Origin of the sequence: Halobacterium litoreum, from assembly GCF_021233415.1 — an archaeon.
Classification (GTDB): Archaea; Halobacteriota; Halobacteria; order Halobacteriales; family Halobacteriaceae; genus Halobacterium; species Halobacterium litoreum.
This window is the reverse complement of record NZ_CP089466.1, coordinates 163,254-183,965: the sequence shown is the minus strand read 5'-3', so window position 1 is coordinate 183,965 and position 20,712 is coordinate 163,254. Positions and strand designations below refer to the sequence as shown.

Below are 20,712 nucleotides of genomic sequence, written 5' to 3'. Positions count from 1 at the left end.
GAGTGAGTGGCACGCCCGGCCGGCGGCCCGGCTACGCGCCGCCCGACGCGTACCCGAGCGCCTCAACCGACGAGAGCGTCCCCACCGGCTCCACCGAATCCTCGCCGCCGTCGTACTCGTCGACCAGCGGCGCCAGCCAGCCGTTCGCCCACTGCGTCTCGATGCGGAACACCCGGTCCTCCCGCGTTCGCACGACCACCCACAGCCGGTCGTCCTCCACGCGCTTCCGATGCGAGTACCCCTCGAACTGTTCGTCCGCCACCTCGAAGCGCAGACGCTCCAACATCCCCAAACTCGACAGCGTCTCCGCCGGATTCTCCTCGCACGTCGCCATACCCAACGACGGCCACCGCGCCACCTTCACTATGCGTCGGCTACTCCGTCTTATGGGTGTGTTAACGGTCGAACGCCGTGGCTAACGGGTTCTACTGCGACCGGCTATAGTTACCACTGATAGTGGCATCCGCGTTCGCGAGGGTCGGCGCGGCTTCGCCGCGCCGGAATTTGAACCCGATGCCAGACCTCGCTGACTCACGGTTTCACCGTTCGTCTTTCCGAGGTTGCGTCGCAACCTCGCACCGCTCGGTCTGCCGTGGTTCGAACCCCTGCGGCGACTACACACTTCGCGTCACGCGGCGCGACGAGACGCGCCGCTTCGGACGCGGTATCGGAAGAAGACGCCGGGACAGGGATTTGAACCCTGAACCCCGTAAGGGGACACGCTTTCCAGGCGTGCGCTTTGCCATTCGGCCATCCCGGCCCAGTCTACCGTACCGGGGTCGGGCGTTTAAACCCTTCTTTTCGCGTCAGTGGAGGTAGCCGTCGAAGACGTACGCCGTGACCGTGGCGGCGACGGCGACGACGACGGCGATGCCCACGGTGGGTTCGAAGCCGACCGTTTCGCCGGCGGCGAACAGGTACGCCTGCGCGAGCACGAGGAAGGCGAGCGCGCCGATGACGCCCCAGAGGAGGCTGGCTTTCGTGCGCGCGTCCATCGCCGTCAGTCGCGCTGGGCGGCGATGGCTTCGATTTCGATGCCGACGCCCTTCGGGAGGTTCGCGACCTCGACCGCGGAGCGCGCGGGCGGATTGTCCTGGAAGTACTCCTTGTAGGCGTCGTTCATCTCGTCGAAGTCCTGGATGTCGTCCATGAACACCGAGACCTTCAGGACGTCCTGCATGTTCAGGCCCTCCTCTTCGAGGATGGCTTTGACGTTCTCGAGGCTCTGTCGTGTCTGGACCGCGATTTCCTCGTCGTCGAGGAGGTCGCCGTCCGGCGTCATCGGAATCTGTCCGGCGGTGAAGACGATGTCGCCGTCCGTGGTCGCTTGGCTGTACGCGCCGACCGCCGCGGGAGCGTCGGGGGTCTCGATGATGCGTTTCATACAGATGGGGTCGCAGTCGTCCGCCTTAAACCCACGGCGTCCGGGTCAGGCCTGCGGGCGCGGCCCGTTCAGCACGGTCACGTCGAAGCCCTCGTCGCGGATGCGGTCGAGGAGGCCGTCGACGTGCTCGGGGCCGCGGGTTTCGAGGTCGAGTTCGACCTCGGTCGCGTTCATCGCGATGTCGCGGTTGGTGCGGTCGTGCTGGATGGCGTAGATGTTCGCGCGCTCCTCGGCGACGATGTCGAGCAGGTCGTTGAGCGACCCGGGGCGGTCCTTGAGGACGGTGCGAATCTTCACGTACCGGCCCTGGTCGACGAGCCCGCGCATGATGACCGTCGAGAGGAGGTTCAGGTCGATGTTCCCGCCGCAGAGCGCGGGGACGATGGTCTCGTCGTCCTCGTAGTCGAACTTCTCTTCGAGGACGGCGGCCAGCGGCGTCGCGCCCGCGCCCTCGACGAGCGTCTTCCCGCGTTCGAGCATCAACACGAGCGCGGTCGCGATTTCGTCGTCGGAGACGGTGACGACTTCGTCGACGCGCTCCCGAATCACGGGGAACGTCCGCTCGCCGACCTTCCGCACGGCGATGCCGTCCGCGATGGTGTCCACGGAGTCGACGCCCTCGGGGTGGCCCTTCTGGAGGGAGCGAGCGACCGTCGACGCGCCCTCGGCCTGCACGCCGACGACGCGCGCGTCGGGGTTGTGGGCCTTGACCGCGGTGGCGATGCCGGAGATGAGGCCGCCGCCGCCGATGGGGACGACGACGGTGTCGAGGTCCGGGAGGTCCTCGGTGATTTCGACGCCGAGCGTTCCCTGTCCGGCCATGATGTACTCGTCGTCGAACGCGTGGACGTACGTCCGCCCCTCCGCTTCCTCGAGTTCGTGGGCGTGGGCCTGGGCCTCGTCGTAGTCAGCGCCCTCCAAGACGACCTCCGCGCCGTAACTCTTGGTCGCCTTTATCTTCGAGATGGGCGCGGTCTCGGGCATCACGACCTTCGAGTCGACGCCCGACCGACTGGCGGCGAGCGCGACGCCCTGCGCGTGGTTGCCGGCGGAGGCGGTGACGACGCCAGCGGCCTGCTCCTCGTCGGAGAGCGTGCGGATGCGGTTGCTCGCGCCCCGAATCTTGAACGACCCCGTGCGCTGGAAGCACTCCAGTTTCAGGTGGACGTCCGCGCCGGTCATGTCCGAGAACGTGTGCGAGTAGTCCAGCGGTGTGTGTCGAGCGACGTCCGCGACGCGGTCGCGGGCCGCCAGCACGTCGTCGTATTCGAGCATACGCGAGGCTACGGCGGAACTACTGTTAACGGTTGGTGATGCGACCGACCGCAAGGAACCGGGGAAAAGCGTGTGACGGTCGTGACGAGGACCGCGATTGCAATAAAACCGACCAAAGCGAAGTGAAAGTGAAACTGGACGCCGTCCCGCGGTCGGACGGACTACCGCGACCGACACGCACTTTCCACCCGCCCGCGACGGTCCGCTGTGTACTCGCGACTGCGGACGGTGTGGAAGCGCGTGTTCGCGCTCGCGTGGCCGGTGATGGCCGAGCAGACGCTCCGCACGCTGATGCGCACCGTCGACGTGGTCGTCACCGCCGCCATCTCGCCCGCCGCCGTCGTCGCCGTCGGTCTCGCCGACCTCTACGCCCGATTCCCGCTGCGCGTCGGCCTCGGCCTCGGCGGCGGCGCCATCAGCCTCTCAAGTCAGGACACCGGCAGGGGGGCGGCCGCCACCCGCGACGAAGCCGTCACGCAGGCCATCGCGCTCGGCGCGCTCGCCGGCATCCCGTTCGCCGCGTTCGGCGCGCTGTTCGGCCCGGCCGCCATCCGCCTGCTCGGCGCCGACCCGAACGTCGTCGAACTCGGCGGCACCTACCTCGCCGTCGTCCTGCTCACGGCGCCCGCGCGCCACGTTTCCCTCATCGCGGCGCGCTCCCTCCAAGGCACGGGCGACACCCGCACCCCGATGTACGTCAACGCCGTCTCGAACGTCGGGAACATCGTCGGGAGTGTCGGCCTCGGCCTCGGCTACTTCGGCCTCCCAGAACTGGGCGTCGTCGGCGTCGGCGCCGCCACCGCCGGTGCGAACGTCTTCACCGCCGTCGTGCTCTGTCTCGCCATCGCGTCGGGCTACACCGCCGCCGGGTTCGCGCGCCCCGAGTCGGCGGTCATCACCAAGCAGTTGTTCGTCGTCAGCACCCCGAAAATCGCCGAGGGGATGACCTCCGCGCTCGCGGAGTTCCCGTTCAACGCGCTCCTCCTGACGTTCGGCACGAACGTCAACGCCGCCTTCCAGATCGGTCGGCGCGCCTACCAGCAGGTCACGGGCCCGCTCTCCCGCGGTTACAGCGTCGCCGCGAACGTCGTCGTCGGACAGGCCCTCGGCGAGGGCGACCCGAAGCGCGCGCGCTACGACGGCTGGGCGGTCGCCGCCCTCGGTCTCGTCACTGTCGGCACCATCGGCGTCGCGCTCGCGTACTTCGCGCGCCCGCTCGTCGCCCTGCTCGCCGACGACCCCGAGACGCTCCGGTACGGAACGTGGTTCGCCCGCGCGTACGGCCTGAGCGCGCCGTTCCTCGTCGCGTTCGTCGCGCTGTCGGGCGCGCTACAGGGCGCCAGCGAGACCCGCGTCCCCCTCGTCGCCCGGGCGACGGGGATGTTCGGGTTCCTGCTCGGCTTCTCCTACGTCGCCGGCGTCACCCTCGGCTGGGGCGTCTCGGGCGCGTACTGGGGCGTCGCGCTCGCGAACGTCTGGATGGCCGCCGTCGTCGCCGCCGGCTTCCACTACGGCGACTGGGCGACTCGGGCGGCGGACATGATGGCCGAACGCGGCGGCGACGCGGAGCCCACCGACTGACCGAGTGCGAAACGAACTGCGAGAAGAATCGGCGTGAAGCGGCCTACCGGAGCGTTACCGCTCGTCGAAGTCCGGGAACTCGCGGTCCTCCTCGCCGACGTACCGGGCGCGCGGCCGGATGAGGCGGTTGTCCTCGTACTGTTCGAGGACGTGGGCAATCCACCCGCCGACGCGGGACATCGCGAAGATGGGCGTGTAGATGTCGACGGGGATGCCCATCTGGTAGTACGTCGAGGCGGAGTAGAAGTCGACGTTCGGCGCGAGGCCCTTCTCTTCGGCCATGTAGTTCTCGATGGCGACGCTCATCTCGTACCACTTCGTGTCGCCGGCGGCCTCGCCGAGGTCCTCGGACTGCTCGCCGAGAATCTTCGCGCGCGGGTCCTTGACGTTGTAGACGCGGTGGCCGAAGCCCATCACGCGGTCGCCGCGGTCGAGGGCGTCCTCGACCCACTCGACGGGGTCCATGTCGCTGTCGTCGACCTCCTTCAGCATGCGCATGACGTTCGCGTTCGCGCCGCCGTGGAGGCTCCCGGAGAGCGTGCCGACGGCGGACGTAATCGCGGAGTGGAGGTCAGCGAGCGTCGAGGACGTGACCATCGAGGAGAACGTCGACGCGTTCAGGCCGTGGTCGGCGTGGAGCACGAGCGCCTGGTCGAAGACGTCGGCGAGCACGTCGTCGGGCTCCTCGTCGTTGAGCATGTAGAGGAAGTTCGCGGCGTGGTCGAGATCCTCGCGGGGTTCGACCGCGTCGTTCCCGTCGCGGAGGCGCGTGAACGCCGCGACGATTGTCGGAATCTTCGCGGTGATGCGCTTGCCCTTGCGGAGGTTCGCGTCGCGGTCGGTCGGGTCCGCGTCGGCGTCGTCGTCGAACGCCGAGAGTTCCGAGACGGCCGTGCGGAGCGCCGCCATCGGGTCCTCGTCGGCGGCCGCGAGGTCCTCGACGAGGTCGTAGACGTCGTCGTCGAGGTCGCGGTGGGCCGCCATGTCGTCGCGGAACGTCGCGAGTTCGTCGCGATTCGGGAGGCGGCCGTGCCAGAGCAGGTAGAGGACTTCCTCGTAGCTCGCGTCGCGCGCGAGGTCCTCGATGGTGTACCCGCGGTAGACCAGTTTCCCTTCGTCGCCGTCGATGTAACTGAGTTCGGACTCGGCGACGAGCACGCCCTCGAGACCCTTCTTGAGTTCCTCGGACATGGCTTAGCGTCGCTGGGGGCGCTCCTAATGGGTATCGGTTCAAGCGCGCCGAATCCGGCAAGCCGTTCCGGCTGTCGCGCACGAACGTTTAACGCGGGCCGGGGCGAACGTCCAGCCATGAGCGGCCGCGTCGAGTACGAGCCGGCGAGCGTGAAAGCGCTGCTCGCGGAGATGAAAGACACCGCCGAACTCCTCATCGACCTGTCGTACTCGGCGGTCCTCCACGGCAGCGCGGACGTGGCCGCGGAGGTTCTCGAACTCGAAGAGCAGATGGACGTCCTCCAGATGCGCGCCCGGATGAGCCTCCTCATGGCGGCGCGCAACCCCGAGGACGCCGAGGCGCTCGCGCCCGTCCTCGGCGTCGTCGGCGCGGCCGAGAAGATAAGCGACGCGGCGGGCGACATCGCGAAGGTCGTCCTCGAAGAGGTCGGCGTACCGGACGCGGTGCGGTCGGCGCTCCCGGAGGCCGTCGAGACGCTGGTGCGCGCCGAACTCGCCCCGGACTCGCGGTGGGCGGGCGCGACGCTCGCGGACGCGAACCTCGAAACCGAGACCGGCGTGCGCGTCATCGCCATCCGGCGGGGCGGCGACTGGATTCTGAATCCGGGCCGAGACACCGACCTGCGCGCGGGCGACGTGTTGCTCCTGCGGGGCCCCGAACCCGGCGTCGCGGACGTCTACGAGGGCGCGACCGGCGACGCCTACGAACCGCCCGAACCGCCCGCACAGGAGGTCGCGGACCTCGAACGCGCGGTGGACTCGCTCGTGACGATGAAGAACATGAGCGAACTCGCGGTCGACCTCTCGTACGGCGCCGTGCTGTTCGACTCGACGGACCTCGCCGAGGAGGTCGTCGCGCTCGAAGCCGAGGTGGACGCGCTCAAATCCCGCTTCGAGGCGTGGACGCTCCGCGCCGCGGGCCGCGTCGACGACCCCGTCTCGCTGCGCGGCCTCGTCCACATCGCGACCGCCACCGAGGTCATCAGCGACGCCGCCGTGGAAATCAGCGAGGGCGTCCTGCGCGGCCTCGACACCCACGTCGTCGTGCAGGAAGCCGTCGAAGAGTCCGACGAGGTCATCGTTCGCGTGGACGTGGCCGACGGCGCGCGACTCGCGGGCGCGACGCTCGGCGACGAACAGGTGGAGACGGCGACCGGGATGCGCGTCATCGCGGTGCGGCGGCCGGGCGAGGACGGCGACGAGTGGGTCGTCCAGCCCGGCCCCGAGACCGCGGTGCGGGCGGGCGACGTGTTGCTCGCGAAAGGGACGCGGGCGGGCGCCGAGCGCCTCCGCGAGTTCGCCGGCTAGTCGAGCGCGCGGCGCTCCGCCACGAGCGCCCGCAACGCGAGGTCGGGGAGCGGCACGGAGACGTAGTCGCGGCCGTCCGAGAACCCCGTCACCGTCAGCATCGACGTGGCCGCGGTCTCGAACCGGAGTTCGAAGCCGACCGGGTCGTCGGTGGTTCGCGTCGTCGTCACGCGGTCCTCGACGCCCTCGGCGACGATTTTCGCGCGGCGCTCGGCGAGCGCACTCGCGCACTCCGGGTCGACGCCCAGCGCGTCGTAACTGCTCGACCGACCGCGGATTCTGGAGAGCAGGCCGCCGGAGTCAGTCGGGTGGAGGCCGTGGCGAGCGTACACGTACCCGTGTTTCTGGTAGACGGCGAGGCGGGCGATACACCGCTGTCCGCCGAATCCGACCTCGCACGTGAACGCGTACCGGTTCTCCGCGTGGTCGGCCGACTCGGCCTCGAACTCCCTGCCCCCGGTCGACTTGTCGAATCCGCGGAGCGGCGCGAGGAGGCCGGCGACGACCGCCGACGCCTTCGGGAGGCTGTCGCCGCCGTCCCCGTCCTCGTCCATCGCCGCCGCGAGACGAACCGGGAAGTCGTCTTTCGGCATCTCTCGGACGGAGCCGATTCCCCCTACAAGAACGTTTTCCCGGCAGTATCAATCGAGAGATTTCGAGACGCGGTACGCCGCGCCGACCGTGAACGCGAGCGTCGCGAGCAGACCGAGCGTGAACGCCAGCACGGCCGCGAGCGCGAACAGGTAGAGACTGGAGTACGCCGACCCGCCCGACGCGACGACGAAAAACCAGTACGTCGCGGCGGCGGCGAGTATCCCCACGAGGAAGCCGCGTTTGGCCTGTCGACGCACGTCGAGTGTCCGCATGAAGTTGTCGACGCCGGGCCGCTCGGACATACCCGAGGGTTGTGGCGGGCCCGCCAAAGCCCCGTCGGTTCTCCGGGACCGAATCGCTCAAGGCGCGGCCGGCGGATTCTACACGTGATGACTACGCTCGGCACGGCGTCCGCGGACCCCGGGGAGTTCGACACGGGCCGACTCACCGTCGGCGAGACCCGGGACGGCACCGCGGTCGGCCTCCCGGTCGCGGTCGTGAACGGCGAACGCGACGGGAAGACGCTGTACGTGCAGGCCGCCAGCGACGGCGACGAACTGAACGGCGTCGGCGTCGTCCGGCGGTTCGTCCCGCAGTTGGACCCCGCCGACCTCGCCGGCGAGGTGCGGGTCGTCGGCATCACGAACTACCACGCCTTCCAGGTCGCGGAGCACCGCAACCCCATCGACGACACGAAGATGAACCGGGCGTATCCCGGCAACCCGAACGGGTCGTCCTCTGAGCGCATCGCACACGCGACGTTCTCCGCCGCGGAGGACGCCGACCTCATCCTCGACCTCCACCAGGGGTCGACCTCCCGGATGATAAACGAGGTTCGGGTGCGGTGTGGCCGCCACCACCGGATGCACTCGGAGTGCCTGGAACTCGCGAAGGTGTTCGGGACGGGCCACGTCCTCGACCAGAAGGGGCCGGACGGCCAACTCGCGCGCGCCGGCCCGGACGACGGCATCCCCACCATCGACCCGGAGCTCGGCGGCTGTGTCGGCTGGGACGAGGAGTCGATTCGGTACGGCGTCGACGGCGTGTTCAACGTCCTCCGGTACTACGGCTTCCTCGACGGCGACGTGGAGACGGAATCCCAGACGCGCGCGAAGGAGTTCGACCGCTACGGCTCGCCGGTCGGCGGTCTCGTCAGTTTCGAAGCCGACCTCGGCGAGGAGGTCTCGGCGGGCGACACGCTCTTCGAGGTGACGGACGTGTTCGGCACGCTGAAAGCCACCGTCACCGCGGACAGCGACGGCATCTTCTGGCGGAGCCGACGGCTCCCGCAGGTCGCCACCGGCGAGTACGTCTGCTCGGTCGGGACGAACGTCGATTCCTTCTAGTCCGCCGCCACCGCCACGCTCAGGTAGCCCGGCGTCTTCCCCCCGAACATGCTCGAATGCCGGTCGTGTGGCGCGACCTACGATTCCGGTCCCGGCGAGCTGTGGCGCTGCGAGTGCGGGCACGCGCTGGACTTCCCGGCGGTGTCGCTTCCCGAGAGCGACCCGGACGTGGACACGCGCGAGGGTCTGTGGGCGTTCGCCGACTTTCTCCCAGTTGGCCCCGAGGTGACGCTCGGCGAAGGGTGGACGCCCGTCGCCGATTCCCCCGAGTGGGACGCCCAGTTCAAACTCGACTACGTGTTCCCCTCGGGGAGTTACAAGGACCGCGGCGCGGCGCTCACGCTCTCGCGGGCGGCCGAGTTGGGCGTCGAGCGCGTCGTGGAGGACTCGTCGGGGAACGCGGGCGCGGCCATCGCGCAGTACGCGGCGCGCGCCGGCGTCGACGCCGACATCTACGTGCCCGCCGACGCGAAGCAGTCGAAACTCGACGCCATCGAGGCGGCGGGCGCGACGCCCGTCCGCATCGAGGGGAGTCGACAGGACGTGACCGACGCCTGCGTCAGCGAAGCAGTCGGCGGCGACGCGTGGTACGCGAGCCACGCGTGGAATCCGGCGTTCTACGCGGGCACGGAGACGTTCGCGTACGAACTCGCGTACCAGCGCGACTGGAGCGTCCCCGACGCCGTCGTCTTGCCGCTCGGGCACGGGACGCTCTTTCTGGGGGCGTACCGCGGCTTCTCGAAACTCCGGGCGGCGGGCTGGACGGACTCGGTGCCCCGACTGCTCGGCGTGCAGGCCGAAGGCGTCGCGCCCGTCGTCGCGGAACTGCACGGCGCGAGCGCGGCGGGGACGAACGACGTCGCGGACGGCATCCAGATTCGGGAGCCCGCGCGCTTCGACCAGATTCTGGACGCCATCGACGCGACGGACGGCGACGCAATCGCCTGCGGCGAGGCCGAAACCGAGCGCGCGCTCGGCGCGCTCCACGAGCGCGGGTTCTACGTCGAACCGACGAGCGCCGTCGCGGTGGCGGGCCTCGAAGCCTACCGCGAGCGCGGCGTCCTCGACGCCGGCGACGACGTGGCGGTGGCGCTCACCGGGAGCGGGCTGAAGAAATGATTCCCCGGTACTGCGACCAGTGCGGTTCCAAACTGGACGACTGGGCGTTCGACGGCCGGGAACGAAAGTGGTGTGAGGACTGCGAGCGCCCGGTGTTCCGGAACGCGGTGCCCTGTGCGGGCGTGACGGTAGTGGACGGCGAGCGCGTCCTGCTCGTGGAGCGCACGGCCGAACCGGGCGTCGGTGACTGGTCGATTCCGGCCGGCCACCTCGAAGTCGAGGAGGAACCCCGTGAGGGCGCCTCGCGGGAACTCGAAGAGGAGACCGGGCTGACCGTCGACCCGGCGGCGCTGACGCTACTGGAGGCGACGCAACTCGAATCGCCCGGCGAGAAGCACGTCGTCTCCGTGGGGTACGCGGCGCGCGCGGCGGACGCCGCGGGAACACCCGAGGCGGGGTCGGACGCGAGCGCCGTCGAGTGGGTGGCCGTCGGAGAACTGGGCGAGCGACCGCTCCGCCCGCACGTCGAGCGGCGGGTCGCGGCGGCCCTCGACGCGCTGGACTAGCGCCAGTCGTCGAGCGAGACGAACGCGTCGTCGGCGGCCGTCACCCACGTCGTGACGAGTTCGTGGGCGGGGGCGTCGGCCGGGAACAGGGTACACTCCTCGCGGCCGTCGTCGGCCTCGATTCGCGCGGCGACGCGCCCGGCGGCGGCGTCGCTGTCGGCGGGGGACTGAGACGGGTCGGGGTCGTCGGGGCGGCTGCGGCAGCCGGGCTTCATAGTTACGAGTCGTTCGGCGACGGCATAAAGTGTTCCGGGACAGTGCGACGGCGTCACAGAGCGCCGACACGTACTTGTGGGGTCAGCGTTCCGGGTGGACGGGCGCGTCCCAGTCGCCGCGAATCAGGGGTTGGGCGACGTGGCGGCGCGCACAGGGCGGCACCTCGTACCAGCCGACTTCGAGGTCGCGGTCGAGGGCGCGCTCGGTCTTGCCGGGCGCGCTCGTCGAACAGTCCCGGCACCGGTAGCCCTGGTCGGCGCCCGCGCTCTCCATCCGCGTCCCGCAGTCGGGACACGTCGGCGTGACGCGTTCTGTCGTCACCAACTCCCGGACGGCGAACTTCTCCAGTTTGAGCGTGCCGTCGCTCACCTCGCCACAGACCGTGACGCGGTCGCCGGGCCGGAGCGCTCGCACGCGGTCGCGGAAGCGCTTGGTCGGTTCGAACGCCGCACACCGCAGGCTGTCGCCGTCGGCTTCGATGTCGACGAAAACGTGGCCGCCTCGGTACGTCTCGGGGTCGCTCGCGACGGCGGCGTCGACGCGGTAGCCGCGGCCGTCCGCGACGTCCGCGAGCGCGGCGTCCCGGAGGTGGGCGTCGGTGCCCTGATTCGTGACGAACAGTTCGCTCGCGTAGACGGACTCGCTGTCGATGTCCGCGGCGACCCCGGAGACGGCGCCGGCGTCGTCGCCGCGAATCCCGTAGAGGATGGGGCACGGCGTGTGCGGGACGCAGACCGTCTCGCGCTCCACGCGGTCGACCGTGTCCCAGACCTCGGGGTAGGCGGCGTCGGCGACCGCGAACACGCTGTCGGCGTCCACGTCGCGGGCGGTCCCCCAGCGGTCGGGGTGGCGGTAATCGATGTGCTCGTACGTCCAGTCGTCGAACGCCGCCCACGCGCCGACGGCGGCGAGCGCACCGACGACGCCGCGGCCCTCGCCCCACGACGCGGTGTCGTAGCCGTGGGCGGCGGCGAGCGACTCGGCCTCGCCGGAGTCGAGGAGTTCCCGCATCGCGCGCTCCGCGAACGCCGCGACGGCGGGCGGCGCGTCGGCCTCGTGGGCGACCACGACGCCGGGGTTCGTCCGAGGGTCGTCGGTCTCGGCGGTCTCGCCGACCACGTCGGTGGCGACTTCGAGGGCGACGGCGGGGTCGACGTCGGCGTGGACGGCGAGCGCCGCGTTCCCCCGGGTCTTGTACTCCACCGCGGGGTTGAGGCGGACGAGCAGGACGCGCTCGACGTTCGCGCCCCGGGAGCGCAGTCGCTCGGCGACGAGGTGGGCGGCGTACGTCGTACACATCCCGCGCTCGCGGGAGTCCGTGTCGTCGAGGGCGACGACCGTCATCGCCGACGGGTAGGGCGCCCGGACGTTTCGCCGTTCCGGTCCGCGGAGGAAACGCCGAATCGTTATGTCCGGCGGGTGTCTGGACCGACCTATGGACGTTCCGGTACAGGCGGGGTTGGTCGTCGGCGGGCTGCTGTTGGGGGTCGCTGGCGTCCACATCGAACGGGTGGCAGTGATGCTCGTCGGGTTCGTGCCCGGCGCGTTCGCGGGGGCGACGCTCGCACCGCAGTTCGTCTCGAACGCGGGCGACGGCGGCGCGCTCGTCGTGACGGCGGCCGTCGGACTAGTCGGCGGGATAGTCGGCGCGCAACTGGCGTGGAGCGCGTGGGTGCTCGTCCACGCGATTCCCGGGTTCGTCGCGGGCGTCGCGGTGACCGCGCCCGCGGTCGGCGTGTCCACCTCGGACCCGTCGCTCGGCCCGGAAATCGCGGTCGTGCTCCTCGCCGGGGTGGCGGGCGCGGTGCTCGCGTGGGCGGTCCACCGCGTGTTCGTCGCCGTGCTCACGGCGGGCGTCGGGTCCGCGATGGTGAACGTCGCCGTCCTCGGACAGGACGTCTACCTGCCCACCGGGCGCGCGCTCCTCCAGTACCCGGAAACAGAACTCCGGCTCGTGGTGGAGTCGGCCCGGGACCTCGGGACGCCGTTCGTCGGCCTCGCGGTCGTGTTCGCGCTCGTCCAACTGGCGTCCCTCGCGGCGACCGAGAACGACGAGGAGCGCGGCGAGTAGCCCGAAACCCGGAGGCAGCGGCAGTCTCCCGGCACAACGCATATATGTGGCCGACGGCTTACGTCCGGCTATGTCACGGTCGGCACTCATCGAGAACGTCACCGCGATGCTGGCGGACGCGGGTTTTTCGGTGAGCGACCGCTGTGCGACGCGGCCGAAGAGCTTCGACGTGGCCGCGCGCCGCGGTGAGGACGTCGTCCTCGTGAAGATTCTCGGAAACATCGACGCGTTCGACGGCGAGACGGGCGCGGAGATGCGGCGGCTCGGCTCCCACCTGCAGGCGACGCCGCTGGTCATCGGCCTCCGCACTCGCGACGAGGAACTGAAGCCGGGCGTGGTGTACTTCCGGCACGGCGTGCCCGTGCTCAGCCCGGACACCGCGATGGAGTTCTTCGTGGAGGACGTGCCCCCGCTCATCTACGCGGCGCCGGGCGGCCTCTACGTGAACATCGACGGCGACGTGCTCGCGGACCGGCGGGAAAACGAGGACTGGAGTCTCGGCCGGCTCGCGGGCGAACTCGGCGTCTCCCGGCGCACCGTCTCGAAGTACGAGAACGGGATGAACGCCAGCATCGAGGTGGCGATGGCGCTCGAGGAACTGTTCGGCGGCGACCTCACGTCGCCGGTGTCGGTGATGGACGGCGCCGAGGAGGTGCGGGACGCGGACCCGACGCCGGAGGACCCGGAGGCGGCACCCGAGGACGTACCGGTGCTGTCGGTGCTCGCGCGCGTCGGCTTCGAGGTGCATCCGACGGTTCGCGCGCCGTTCAAGGCCGTCGGGGAGGACGTGTCGCGCGCCGACCGCCTGCTGACGGGGCACTCGTCGTTCACGGAGGCGGCGGTCAAGCGCGCTCGCATCATGAGTTCGCTCGGCGAGGTGACGCGCACGCGGGCCGTCTACGTCGTGGACGAGGCGAGCCGCGAGTCCGTCGACGACACGGCCATTGTGGAGCGCGAGGAACTCGAAGAGGTCGAGGACTCCGAGGACCTCCGGGACCTGCTCGCGGAGCGCGGGTCGCCCCAGGAAGCCTGATTTTGCACTCGCTGCCTGCCGTCCGCGAGTGACTATCGACGGGATTTCGCGGAAGCAGTTGGACAAACAGACGTTCTGTTTGGTTTCGTTTCACGCCGCAGTCTTGCGGTTGTTTCGTGCTTGTTACCAGACGACAGCACAATAGTCACGAAAGTTATATGTGCGAGTCTGCCGCACGGACGGTGTAGAATGCCGAGTACCACCGGCCGAACCATGTCAGAGGCACACGACACCGCATCCGCGGACCACCGACTCCCAATCAGTCAGACGTACGACTGGTCGCAGACCACGCCGACGACCGCCGTCGTCGAGACCGTCGCCGCCGCGGCGGGCCGCGACCCGACCGACCTCGACCTCCTCGGGGACGCAGTTGACCCCGACGCGCTCAACGCGCTCGTGGAACCAGCGATGCCCGCACCCCCGACGCAGTTACGCGTCACGTTCACGTACCACGACTACACGGTGACGGTAGCACAGGACGGGCGCGTCACGCTGTGCGCACGCGACCGCTGACGGCAGCACCGACCCACCACGCGACCCCCGTTTTTTCACCTGCGGAACGCGAGGCGGTCAGTGGCCACGCAGCGCGCCGAACGCGAACCAGAGACGACGCGCCGACCGGCAAAACCTGGACCAAAACCCTACCCGCCGTACGTCTCTTCCAGGTACGCCACGATGTCAGGTCGCCCACCTTTTCCCGGCCGGCGCACACCGCGCGCCGACCGGCAAAACCTGGACCAAAACCCTACCCGCCGTACGTCTCTTCCAGGTACGCCACGATGTCAGGTCGCCCACCTTTTCCCGGCCGGCGCACACCGCGCGCCGACCGGCAAAACCTGGACCAAAACCCTACCCGCCGTACGTCTCTTCCAGGTACGCCACGATGTCGTCGCTCTCGGCCATTCCGTCGACGCCGTGTTCCTCGTCGACGATGACGGGAACGCCGGTCTGACCGCTGACTGCCTCCACTTCGTCTCGCTGGCTGTGCGAACTCGGCACCTCGTGTTCGACGTAGTCGACGCCGAGTTCGTCGAGTTTCGTCTCGACTTTCGCGCAGTACGGACAGCCGGGGAGTTTGTACAGTTCGAGAGTCACGACCGGGTGTTGGGAAGCCCCGGTGAAGAACGTCGTGGTGGCGGTGCGCGCGGCCGCTACACCGCGGCCGAGAGCACGCCGCTCGTGCGGACGTAGAAGTAGAGCACGAACAGCGCAGCGAGCACCCACTGGCCGACGTGGACGTCGTCGACTTCGCCGACGGCGGCCTTCACGAGCGGGTAGGAGACGATGCCGGCGGCGAGGCCGTACGCGATGCTGAACGTGAACGGCATCACGAGCACGGTGAGCGCGGCGGGCACCGCGAACGTCACGTCGTCCCACGCGATTTCCGCGACGTTCGAGAGCATGATGACGCCGACCACGACGAGCACGAGGTGGCTCGCGTACGTCGGCACGGCGACGGCCAGCGGGACGACGGCGAGACTCGCGAAGAACAACACCGCGACGACGAGCGCGGTGAGACCGGTTCGACCGCCCTCCTCGACGCCCGTCGCGGACTCGATGTACGTGGTGACGGTGGAGGTGCCGAGCATCCCGCCGACGGTGGTGCCGACGGCGTCGGCCATCAGCGGCTTGTCCACGTCGGGGAGGTTGCCGTCCTCGTCGAGGAAGCCGCCGGCCTGTCCGACGCCGACGAGCGTGCCCGCGGTGTCGAAGAAGTCCACGAAGAAGAACGTGAACACGATGAGCGCGAAGGACACGCCCTCGACGTTCTGGAGACCCGTGATGAACGCGCCGGCCAGCGGCGAGATGTCGTAACTCGCGGCGTTGTACGTAATCGGCGCGTCGGGCGCGAGCGGCACCGGCGACTGGAGCGTGACGCCGTACAGTTCGGTGGCTTTCTCGGCGGCGTACGCGGTGTACCCCATCGCGCTGGCGGCGTACCCCATCAGGGAGGTGGCGACGATGCCGACGACGATGCTGCCGGGCACGTCGCGGGCGTACAGCGCGAGCGTGAGGAACAGGCCGACGACGCTAACGACGGCGACGGGGTCGCTGGCGAACACCGGACTGAACGTGAGGAAGGTGGCGGGGTCGCCGACGACGACCCGCATCTCTTCGAGGCCGATGATGGCGAGGAAGAGGCCGATACCGGCGCCGACGGAGAGTTTCACCGGTTCGGGGAACAGTTTGATGATGTACTCGCGGGCGCCGACGGCGGTGAGCACGATGAAGATGATACCCTCCACGACGACGGCGGCGAGCGCCGTCTGCCACGGGATGCCGAGGCCGAGGACGACCGTGAACGCGAAGAAGGCGTTGAGGCCGAGGCCGGGCGCCTGCGCGAACGGTCTATTGGCGTACAGCGCCATCACGAGCGTCGCCGTCCCGGCGGCGACGAGCGTGACGACCGCAATCATCTGGAAGGTGCGGTTCGCGCTGACGCCGTCTATCTGGATGGCGTTCGAGAGGATGGCCGGATTCACCACGACGATGTAAGACATCGTTAGGAACGTGGTGACGCCGGCGACGAGTTCCGTCCCGACGTCCGTGTCGTGTTCGTCGAGTGCGAAGTAGTCAGCGAGCCCCATGATGCACGTTCGAGCACATCGGGACGAGAATATTAAGCGTTGTTATGCACGTTCGACGTTCGTGCGTGCAAACACGTTCTCGACGGGGAGAGAACTGCACGTCAGTGCATAGAAGTAGGGGGTCGTGGGTCTCAGTCGAGGTTCGCGAGCGCGCCGACCGGGGCGTCGGTGAGGTCGCGGGCGCGCTCGACGCCCTCGTCGCCGGCCGCGATGAGCGCGAACACGCCGGTCACGTCGGCGTCCGCGGCGGCCGCGATGTCGAGGAGGAGTTCCTGAGTCTCGCCCGAGCGAATCAGGTCGTCCACGACGAGCACGGTGTCGCCCGCGTCGAGCGCCGACGCCGGGAGGTAGTAGGTCAGTTCGATGCCCGAATCGAGGCGCTGGCGGGCCTCGATGAACTCCTCGACGGCGGTCTCCTTGGACTTCTTCGCGTACGCACACCGGGCGCCGTAGTAGGAGGCGAGCGCCGCGGCGAGCGTGATGCCGTCGGTGGCGGCGGTGAGCACCACGTCGGGCTGGTCGAAGTCGAACGTCTCGGCGGCGACCGGCGCCACCAAGTCGAGGAACGACTGGTCGAAGACGACCTCGGAGTTGTCGACGTACCCCTCGTCGTCGAGGCGCACGCGGTCAGTGAGTTCCTCGCGCAGGAGGTCGGCGCCGGCGTCGCCGACGACCTCGCTGGCGCGGTCCTCGCTCGGGAGGACGTGGCCGTTCACGTAGCGGTTCAGGTCGCCCGCGGGGAGACCGGTCTCCGCGGAGAGTTCGTCGTAGGTGCGCGTCTCCTTGAGCGTCCGCAGGACGGCGACCGCCTGCAACTGCAGCGTGGCCTTCTCGGCTCGGTTCATGCAGATACACACGTTTCCACAAACTTGAATACCGCGAATCCGCGTTCGTGGGAACAAATCACAAACGCGCGCACTTCGCGGTGTGGGACGGCGCTCCGGCGCGAGTGGCCTCGTCACTCGGCGTCCGCGGGAGCGCCAGCGACCGCTGACTCGAATAACAGCGTTATTCGGCGTCCAGCAGGTCGCTGGCCGTCACGAGCGCCTCCATCTCGACGCCGTGCTCCGCGAGCAGTTCGCGCCCGCCCTCCTCGCGGTCCACCACGAGCAGCGCGCGGTTCACTTCCGCGCCCGCCTCGCGGAGCGCTTCGACGGCGTCCACGGCGGACTGGCCGGTCGTCGCGATGTCCTCCACGACGACGACCTCCTCGCCCTCGTCGAGGCGGCCCTCGATTCGGTTCCCGGTGCCGTACTCCTTGGCTTGCTTGCGCGCGATGACGTAGGGCACGCCCGCCTCGACGGCGGTCGCCGCGGCGAGCGGGACGCCGCCGAGCGCGACGCCGCCCAGTTTCGTGTCGTCGTCGATGCGCTCGGCGAACGCCGCGGCGATTGCGCGCAGGCACTCGGGGTCGGTCTCGAAGAGGTACTTGTCCACGTAGTAGTCCGACGTGCCGCCGTGCGAGAGTTCGAACTCGCCGTACTGCACGGCGTCCGCGTCGCGGAGGGACTGGATGAGGTCGTCGTTCGCCATCGGGTGAGAGGGCGGGCCGGGCGAGTAAAAACCGTCCGGTCGCCGCCGAAACCGGTATGTCAGACGCCGGCGAAGCGCTTCGCGTGCGACTGCGCGAAGCGACGCCGGACGACGCGACGGCGGTCCGCCGCGTCGCGGACGCGGCGTGGCACGACGCCCACGCCGATATCGTCGGCGCCGACGCCGTCGAGGAGTTCCTCGCGACGTACTACGACCCCGAGGACCTCCGCGAGCGATTCGGTACCGGCGACAGCGTGACGTTCGTCGCCGAGGACGACGATGTGGTCGCGTACGCCAGCGGCGTCCCGAGCGACGACGGCTACACGCTCGGGTCGCTGTACGTCCACCCCGACCGGCAGGGCGAGGGCGTCGGGAGCCGACTGCTCGCGCGCGTCGAGGACGCGGCCCGCGACGCCGGCTACGACGCACTCGACCTCGTGGTGATGGCCGAGAACGACGACACCATCGCGTTCTACGAGGCGAAGGGCTACGAGCGGGCCGGCGACCACCACGACGAACTGCTCGACGTGGACGGCTACGTGTACGAGAAACCACTCTGAGACCTCGAATTTCGGCTTTCCGCGTGTCTCGTAAAAGGTGAGATTCTATCGCGAGCATCCGCAAGCGAGCGGCTTGAAAAGCCCGAGCGAAGCAGTTCACTGCGCGAGCGTAGCGAGCGCAGGCGGCGAGGACCCCCGATAGGGGGTCCGATGCCGCTTTTTCCCCAAGTTTTTGCCGAATCGGGGGCGCTGTGCGCCCCCGATGCAGCGCAAAAAGTGGGCTAGTATGGCTCGTTTTTCAGGCCGAGGAGGTACGCAGCCACGTTGGTGGCGACGTGGAGGACGGGGGTGAGGACGAGGACGGCGAGGAGGACGTCGAGAGTGAAGGTGTCGCCGAACCACGCGGGGGCGGCGAGCGCGGCGAGCGTGAGGGAGACGACGACGAAGTCGAGTTGGTCGACGAGGGGGAAGGCGGCGCCGCGTTCGCGGCCCGTCCGTCGCTTCAGGAAGGACGCGAGGATGTCGCCGAGCATCGCGCCGAACGCGAGCGCGACCATGGCGGCGGGCGGGAACTCGGGGAGCGCGACGCCGAGTGCGTCGCTTGCGGCGGGTTCGACGGCGTTGAGGGCGACGGCGAGCGCGACGCCGGCGAGCGTGCCGACGAGCGTGCCGCGCCACGTCTTGCCGTCGCCGAGGACGCGTCGGCCGCCGAGCGTGCGGCCGCCGTCGATGGGGCGGCCGCCGCCGGCGAGCACCGCGGCGTTGTTCGGGACGTACGCGGGGAGCATCGCCCAGAACGCGACGGCGACGGTGGCTGCGAGGTTCATGGGCGTCGGTGCACGCGGGCGACGCAAATAAGCCGCGGATTCCCGGGAGCGGGTCGTTTAAGGGAAGTCGCACCTCAGTCTGAGGTATGATTCCCCCCATCGCGAGCCGGTTCGTGGCCGGCGAGTCGCCGGCGGAGGCCCTCGAACACGTCGAGGACTTGAACGACCGGGACGTGAACGCGATTCTGAATCTGCTCGGCGAGCACTACGAGCAGCGCCCGCCGGCCGACGACGACGCGAAGGCGTACCGCGACCTCGTGGCCGACATCGGGCACAGCGGTGTGGACGCCTGCATCTCGGTGAAGCCGTCCCAAATCGGGCTGGACGTGGGCGACGAGGTGTTCGCCGAGAACCTCGAAGGCATCGTGGAGGTCGCCGACGAGCACGGCGTGTTCACGTGGATAGACATGGAGGACCACGAGACGACGGACGCCACGCTGGACGCGTTCGAGGACCTCACGACGGAGTACGGGGGCGGCGTCGGCGTGTGCATTCAGGCGAATCTCAAGCGCACCGAGGACGACCTCGAACGCCTCGCGGACCTTCCGGGGAAGGTCCGCCTCGTGAAGGGCGCGTACGACGAACCGAAGGACATCGCGTACAAGCAAAAGGAGCGCGTGAACGAGGCGTACCGCGACTACCTCGAGTACATGTTCCGGGAGTTCGAGGACGGCGTGGCGGTGGGGAGTCACGACCCCGAGATGATTTCGTACGCCGAGGAACTCCACGACGAGTACGGCACCGACTACGAGGTCCAGATGCTGATGGGGGTGCGCGACGACGCGCAGTACAACCTCGCGGCGGAGGGCGTGGAGGTCTGGCAGTACGTGCCCTACGGCGGGAAGTGGTTCTCGTACTTCTACCGGCGCGCGATGGAGCGAAAGGAGAACATGCTGTTCGCGCTGCGGGCGGTTCTCGGGCGGTAGCGCGAGACCTCGAAATCCCTATACGTTCTGCGTCAGTGGGTGAGCGTATGACTTCGTGGAAGCGGGACTTCGCGAGCGGGCTCGTCGTGCTCGTGCCGATTCTGGTCACGCTGTACGTCATCTACTGGCTGTTCGGGTTCGTCGCGGAGTTCGCGTTGCTCGCGACGAACATCGACGACCCCGCGGTCGCGGTCGCGCTGTCGCTTCTGGTGTTCGTGTTGCTGGTGTTCTCGGTGGGCTACCTGATGCGGACCGCGGTCGGCGGCATCGTCGAGGGCCTCATCGACGACCTCATCAACCGCCTGCCGATTCTGCGCGTCATCTACAACGCCTCGAAGATGGCCGTCGAGACCGTCCTGTCGAGTAGCACCGAGGAGTTCCAGAAGCCGGTGAAAATCGAGCCGTGGGAGGGGATGCGGATGACGGCGTTCAAGACCGGGAAGACGACCGACGACGGCCGCGAGGTCGTGTTCATGCCGACCGCGCCGAACATCACCACCGGGTTCGTCATCGAACTCGAACCCGAGGACATCGTCGACGAGGACGAGAGCGTGGAGAGCGCGCTCACGCGAGTGTTGAGCGCCGGGTTCGGGAAGGAGGAGACAGACATGGACGACATCGACGAGTACGTCGGCGACGAGTGAGGCGTCGGCACCGCGTGTCGTACGCGATTTCGTCGCCGTTCGCGCATCCCCCGTGGGCGCTGTGAAACCG

The 20,712-nt window shown here is 69.2% G+C and carries 25 protein-coding genes and 1 tRNA gene; 11 read left to right on the top strand and 15 right to left on the bottom strand.

The features are described from left to right. Positions 1 to 31 precede the first annotated feature (31 nt). From LT972_RS00995 to ilvA, 5 genes are all read right to left on the bottom strand, one after another. Entirely contained in the window at positions 32 to 334 is a 303-nt protein-coding gene (locus tag LT972_RS00995; protein ID WP_232571330.1) for a hypothetical protein, read from the bottom strand. A 344-nt stretch (positions 335 to 678) separates the two neighbouring features. Further along, positions 679 to 760 (bottom strand) — tRNA-Ser (locus LT972_RS00990). A 46-nt stretch (positions 761 to 806) separates the two neighbouring features. Then, positions 807 to 995 carry a hypothetical protein gene (locus LT972_RS00985; protein ID WP_232571329.1) on the bottom strand — a complete coding sequence of 63 codons (189 nt, stop codon included), beginning with the start codon at positions 993 to 995 and terminating at the stop codon, positions 807 to 809. A gap of 5 nt (positions 996 to 1,000) precedes the next feature. Beyond that, a complete protein-coding gene (locus LT972_RS00980) occupies positions 1,001 to 1,384 on the bottom strand; it encodes a Rid family detoxifying hydrolase (protein WP_232571328.1) in 384 nt (127 codons plus the stop codon). A gap of 45 nt (positions 1,385 to 1,429) precedes the next feature. Then, positions 1,430 to 2,659 (bottom strand): threonine ammonia-lyase, encoded by a 1,230-nt coding sequence (ilvA, locus tag LT972_RS00975; protein ID WP_232571327.1) that lies wholly within the window; start codon positions 2,657 to 2,659, stop codon positions 1,430 to 1,432. 264 nt (positions 2,660 to 2,923) lie between these two features. On the opposite strand from ilvA, the gene LT972_RS00970 reads away from it, so the two are divergent. Then, positions 2,924 to 4,240 (top strand): MATE family efflux transporter, encoded by a 1,317-nt coding sequence (locus LT972_RS00970; RefSeq protein WP_390226323.1) that lies wholly within the window; start codon positions 2,924 to 2,926, stop codon positions 4,238 to 4,240. Positions 4,241 to 4,294: 54 nt separating this feature from the next. Here the strand turns inward: LT972_RS00970 and citZ are convergent, their stop codons facing one another. Then, on the bottom strand, positions 4,295 to 5,431 hold the full coding sequence (citZ, locus tag LT972_RS00965; protein ID WP_232571325.1) for a citrate synthase: 1,137 nt from the start codon (positions 5,429 to 5,431) through the stop codon (positions 4,295 to 4,297). Between the two features lie 117 nt (positions 5,432 to 5,548). Between citZ and LT972_RS00960 the strand changes: the two genes are divergently transcribed. After that, positions 5,549 to 6,739, top strand: coding sequence for a potassium channel family protein (locus tag LT972_RS00960; RefSeq protein WP_232571324.1), 1,191 nt, complete (start codon positions 5,549 to 5,551; stop codon positions 6,737 to 6,739). Here the strand turns inward: LT972_RS00960 and LT972_RS00955 are convergent. Continuing rightward, positions 6,736 to 7,332 (bottom strand): hypothetical protein, encoded by a 597-nt coding sequence (locus LT972_RS00955; RefSeq protein ID WP_232571323.1) that lies wholly within the window; start codon positions 7,330 to 7,332, stop codon positions 6,736 to 6,738. The two genes, LT972_RS00960 and LT972_RS00955, sit on opposite strands and share 4 nt — an antisense overlap. A gap of 48 nt (positions 7,333 to 7,380) precedes the next feature. After that, positions 7,381 to 7,635, bottom strand: a complete 255-nt coding sequence (locus tag LT972_RS00950) for a DUF7536 family protein (protein WP_232571322.1) — start codon at positions 7,633 to 7,635, stop codon at positions 7,381 to 7,383. An 87-nt stretch (positions 7,636 to 7,722) separates the two neighbouring features. Here LT972_RS00950 and LT972_RS00945 point away from each other — a divergent pair, with 87 nt between their 5' ends. From LT972_RS00945 to LT972_RS00935, 3 genes are read left to right on the top strand one after another with little or no spacing between them, the layout of a single operon-like run. Next, a complete protein-coding gene (locus tag LT972_RS00945; protein ID WP_232571321.1) occupies positions 7,723 to 8,679 on the top strand; it encodes a succinylglutamate desuccinylase/aspartoacylase family protein in 957 nt (318 codons plus the stop codon). Positions 8,680 to 8,727: 48 nt separating this feature from the next. Then, positions 8,728 to 9,798, top strand: a complete 1,071-nt coding sequence (locus tag LT972_RS00940) for a pyridoxal-phosphate dependent enzyme (RefSeq protein WP_232571320.1) — start codon at positions 8,728 to 8,730, stop codon at positions 9,796 to 9,798. Continuing rightward, positions 9,795 to 10,304, top strand: a complete 510-nt coding sequence (locus LT972_RS00935; RefSeq protein WP_232571319.1) for an NUDIX domain-containing protein — start codon at positions 9,795 to 9,797, stop codon at positions 10,302 to 10,304. The genes LT972_RS00940 and LT972_RS00935 overlap by 4 nt, the downstream gene beginning before the upstream one ends. Here LT972_RS00935 and LT972_RS00930 read toward each other — a convergent pair. Both LT972_RS00930 and LT972_RS00925 read right to left on the bottom strand, forming a co-directional pair. After that, positions 10,301 to 10,519, bottom strand: a complete 219-nt coding sequence (locus LT972_RS00930) for a DUF7511 domain-containing protein (RefSeq protein ID WP_232571318.1) — start codon at positions 10,517 to 10,519, stop codon at positions 10,301 to 10,303. The two genes, LT972_RS00935 and LT972_RS00930, sit on opposite strands and share 4 nt — an antisense overlap. 82 nt (positions 10,520 to 10,601) lie before the next feature. Beyond that, positions 10,602 to 11,864: a tRNA(Ile)(2)-agmatinylcytidine synthase gene (locus LT972_RS00925; protein ID WP_232571317.1), complete on the bottom strand. Its 1,263-nt coding sequence runs from the start codon at positions 11,862 to 11,864 to the stop codon at positions 10,602 to 10,604. Positions 11,865 to 11,955: 91 nt separating this feature from the next. Between LT972_RS00925 and LT972_RS00920 the strand changes: the two genes are divergently transcribed. The 3 genes from LT972_RS00920 to LT972_RS00910 all read left to right on the top strand — a co-directional run bounded on the left by LT972_RS00920 (position 11,956) and on the right by LT972_RS00910 (position 14,137). After that, positions 11,956 to 12,591 carry a TMEM198/TM7SF3 family protein gene (locus tag LT972_RS00920; RefSeq protein WP_232571316.1) on the top strand — a complete coding sequence of 212 codons (636 nt, stop codon included), beginning with the start codon at positions 11,956 to 11,958 and terminating at the stop codon, positions 12,589 to 12,591. Between the two features lie 70 nt (positions 12,592 to 12,661). Next, entirely contained in the window at positions 12,662 to 13,624 is a 963-nt protein-coding gene (locus LT972_RS00915; protein WP_232571315.1) for a transcriptional regulator, read from the top strand. A 213-nt stretch (positions 13,625 to 13,837) separates the two neighbouring features. Next, a complete protein-coding gene (locus tag LT972_RS00910) occupies positions 13,838 to 14,137 on the top strand; it encodes a HalOD1 output domain-containing protein (protein WP_232571314.1) in 300 nt (99 codons plus the stop codon). Between the two features lie 336 nt (positions 14,138 to 14,473). Here the strand turns inward: LT972_RS00910 and LT972_RS00905 are convergent, their stop codons facing one another. The 4 genes from LT972_RS00905 to pyrE form a co-directional block, all read right to left on the bottom strand. Next, on the bottom strand, positions 14,474 to 14,719 hold the full coding sequence (locus LT972_RS00905) for a glutaredoxin family protein (protein WP_232571313.1): 246 nt from the start codon (positions 14,717 to 14,719) through the stop codon (positions 14,474 to 14,476). A gap of 56 nt (positions 14,720 to 14,775) precedes the next feature. Further along, on the bottom strand, positions 14,776 to 16,212 hold the full coding sequence (locus LT972_RS00900) for an NCS2 family permease (protein ID WP_232571312.1): 1,437 nt from the start codon (positions 16,210 to 16,212) through the stop codon (positions 14,776 to 14,778). 131 nt (positions 16,213 to 16,343) lie between these two features. Beyond that, positions 16,344 to 17,057, bottom strand: coding sequence for a phosphoribosyltransferase family protein (locus LT972_RS00895; RefSeq protein ID WP_232571311.1), 714 nt, complete (start codon positions 17,055 to 17,057; stop codon positions 16,344 to 16,346). Positions 17,058 to 17,220: 163 nt separating this feature from the next. Further along, positions 17,221 to 17,745, bottom strand: a complete 525-nt coding sequence (pyrE, locus tag LT972_RS00890) for an orotate phosphoribosyltransferase (RefSeq protein ID WP_232571310.1) — start codon at positions 17,743 to 17,745, stop codon at positions 17,221 to 17,223. An 83-nt stretch (positions 17,746 to 17,828) separates the two neighbouring features. Here pyrE and LT972_RS00885 point away from each other — a divergent pair, with 83 nt between their 5' ends. After that, positions 17,829 to 18,305 (top strand): GNAT family N-acetyltransferase, encoded by a 477-nt coding sequence (locus tag LT972_RS00885; protein ID WP_232571309.1) that lies wholly within the window; start codon positions 17,829 to 17,831, stop codon positions 18,303 to 18,305. Positions 18,306 to 18,526: 221 nt separating this feature from the next. Here LT972_RS00885 and LT972_RS00880 read toward each other — a convergent pair whose 3' ends face one another. Beyond that, complete coding sequence (locus LT972_RS00880; protein ID WP_232571308.1) at positions 18,527 to 19,072, bottom strand: CDP-2,3-bis-(O-geranylgeranyl)-sn-glycerol synthase; 546 nt, start codon at positions 19,070 to 19,072, stop codon at positions 18,527 to 18,529. Between the two features lie 86 nt (positions 19,073 to 19,158). Here LT972_RS00880 and LT972_RS00875 point away from each other — a divergent pair, with 86 nt between their 5' ends. Both LT972_RS00875 and LT972_RS00870 read left to right on the top strand, forming a co-directional pair. After that, positions 19,159 to 19,998 carry a proline dehydrogenase family protein gene (locus LT972_RS00875; protein WP_232571307.1) on the top strand — a complete coding sequence of 280 codons (840 nt, stop codon included), beginning with the start codon at positions 19,159 to 19,161 and terminating at the stop codon, positions 19,996 to 19,998. Between the two features lie 47 nt (positions 19,999 to 20,045). Further along, complete coding sequence (locus LT972_RS00870; RefSeq protein ID WP_232571306.1) at positions 20,046 to 20,642, top strand: DUF502 domain-containing protein; 597 nt, start codon at positions 20,046 to 20,048, stop codon at positions 20,640 to 20,642. Positions 20,643 to 20,712 lie beyond the last annotated feature (70 nt).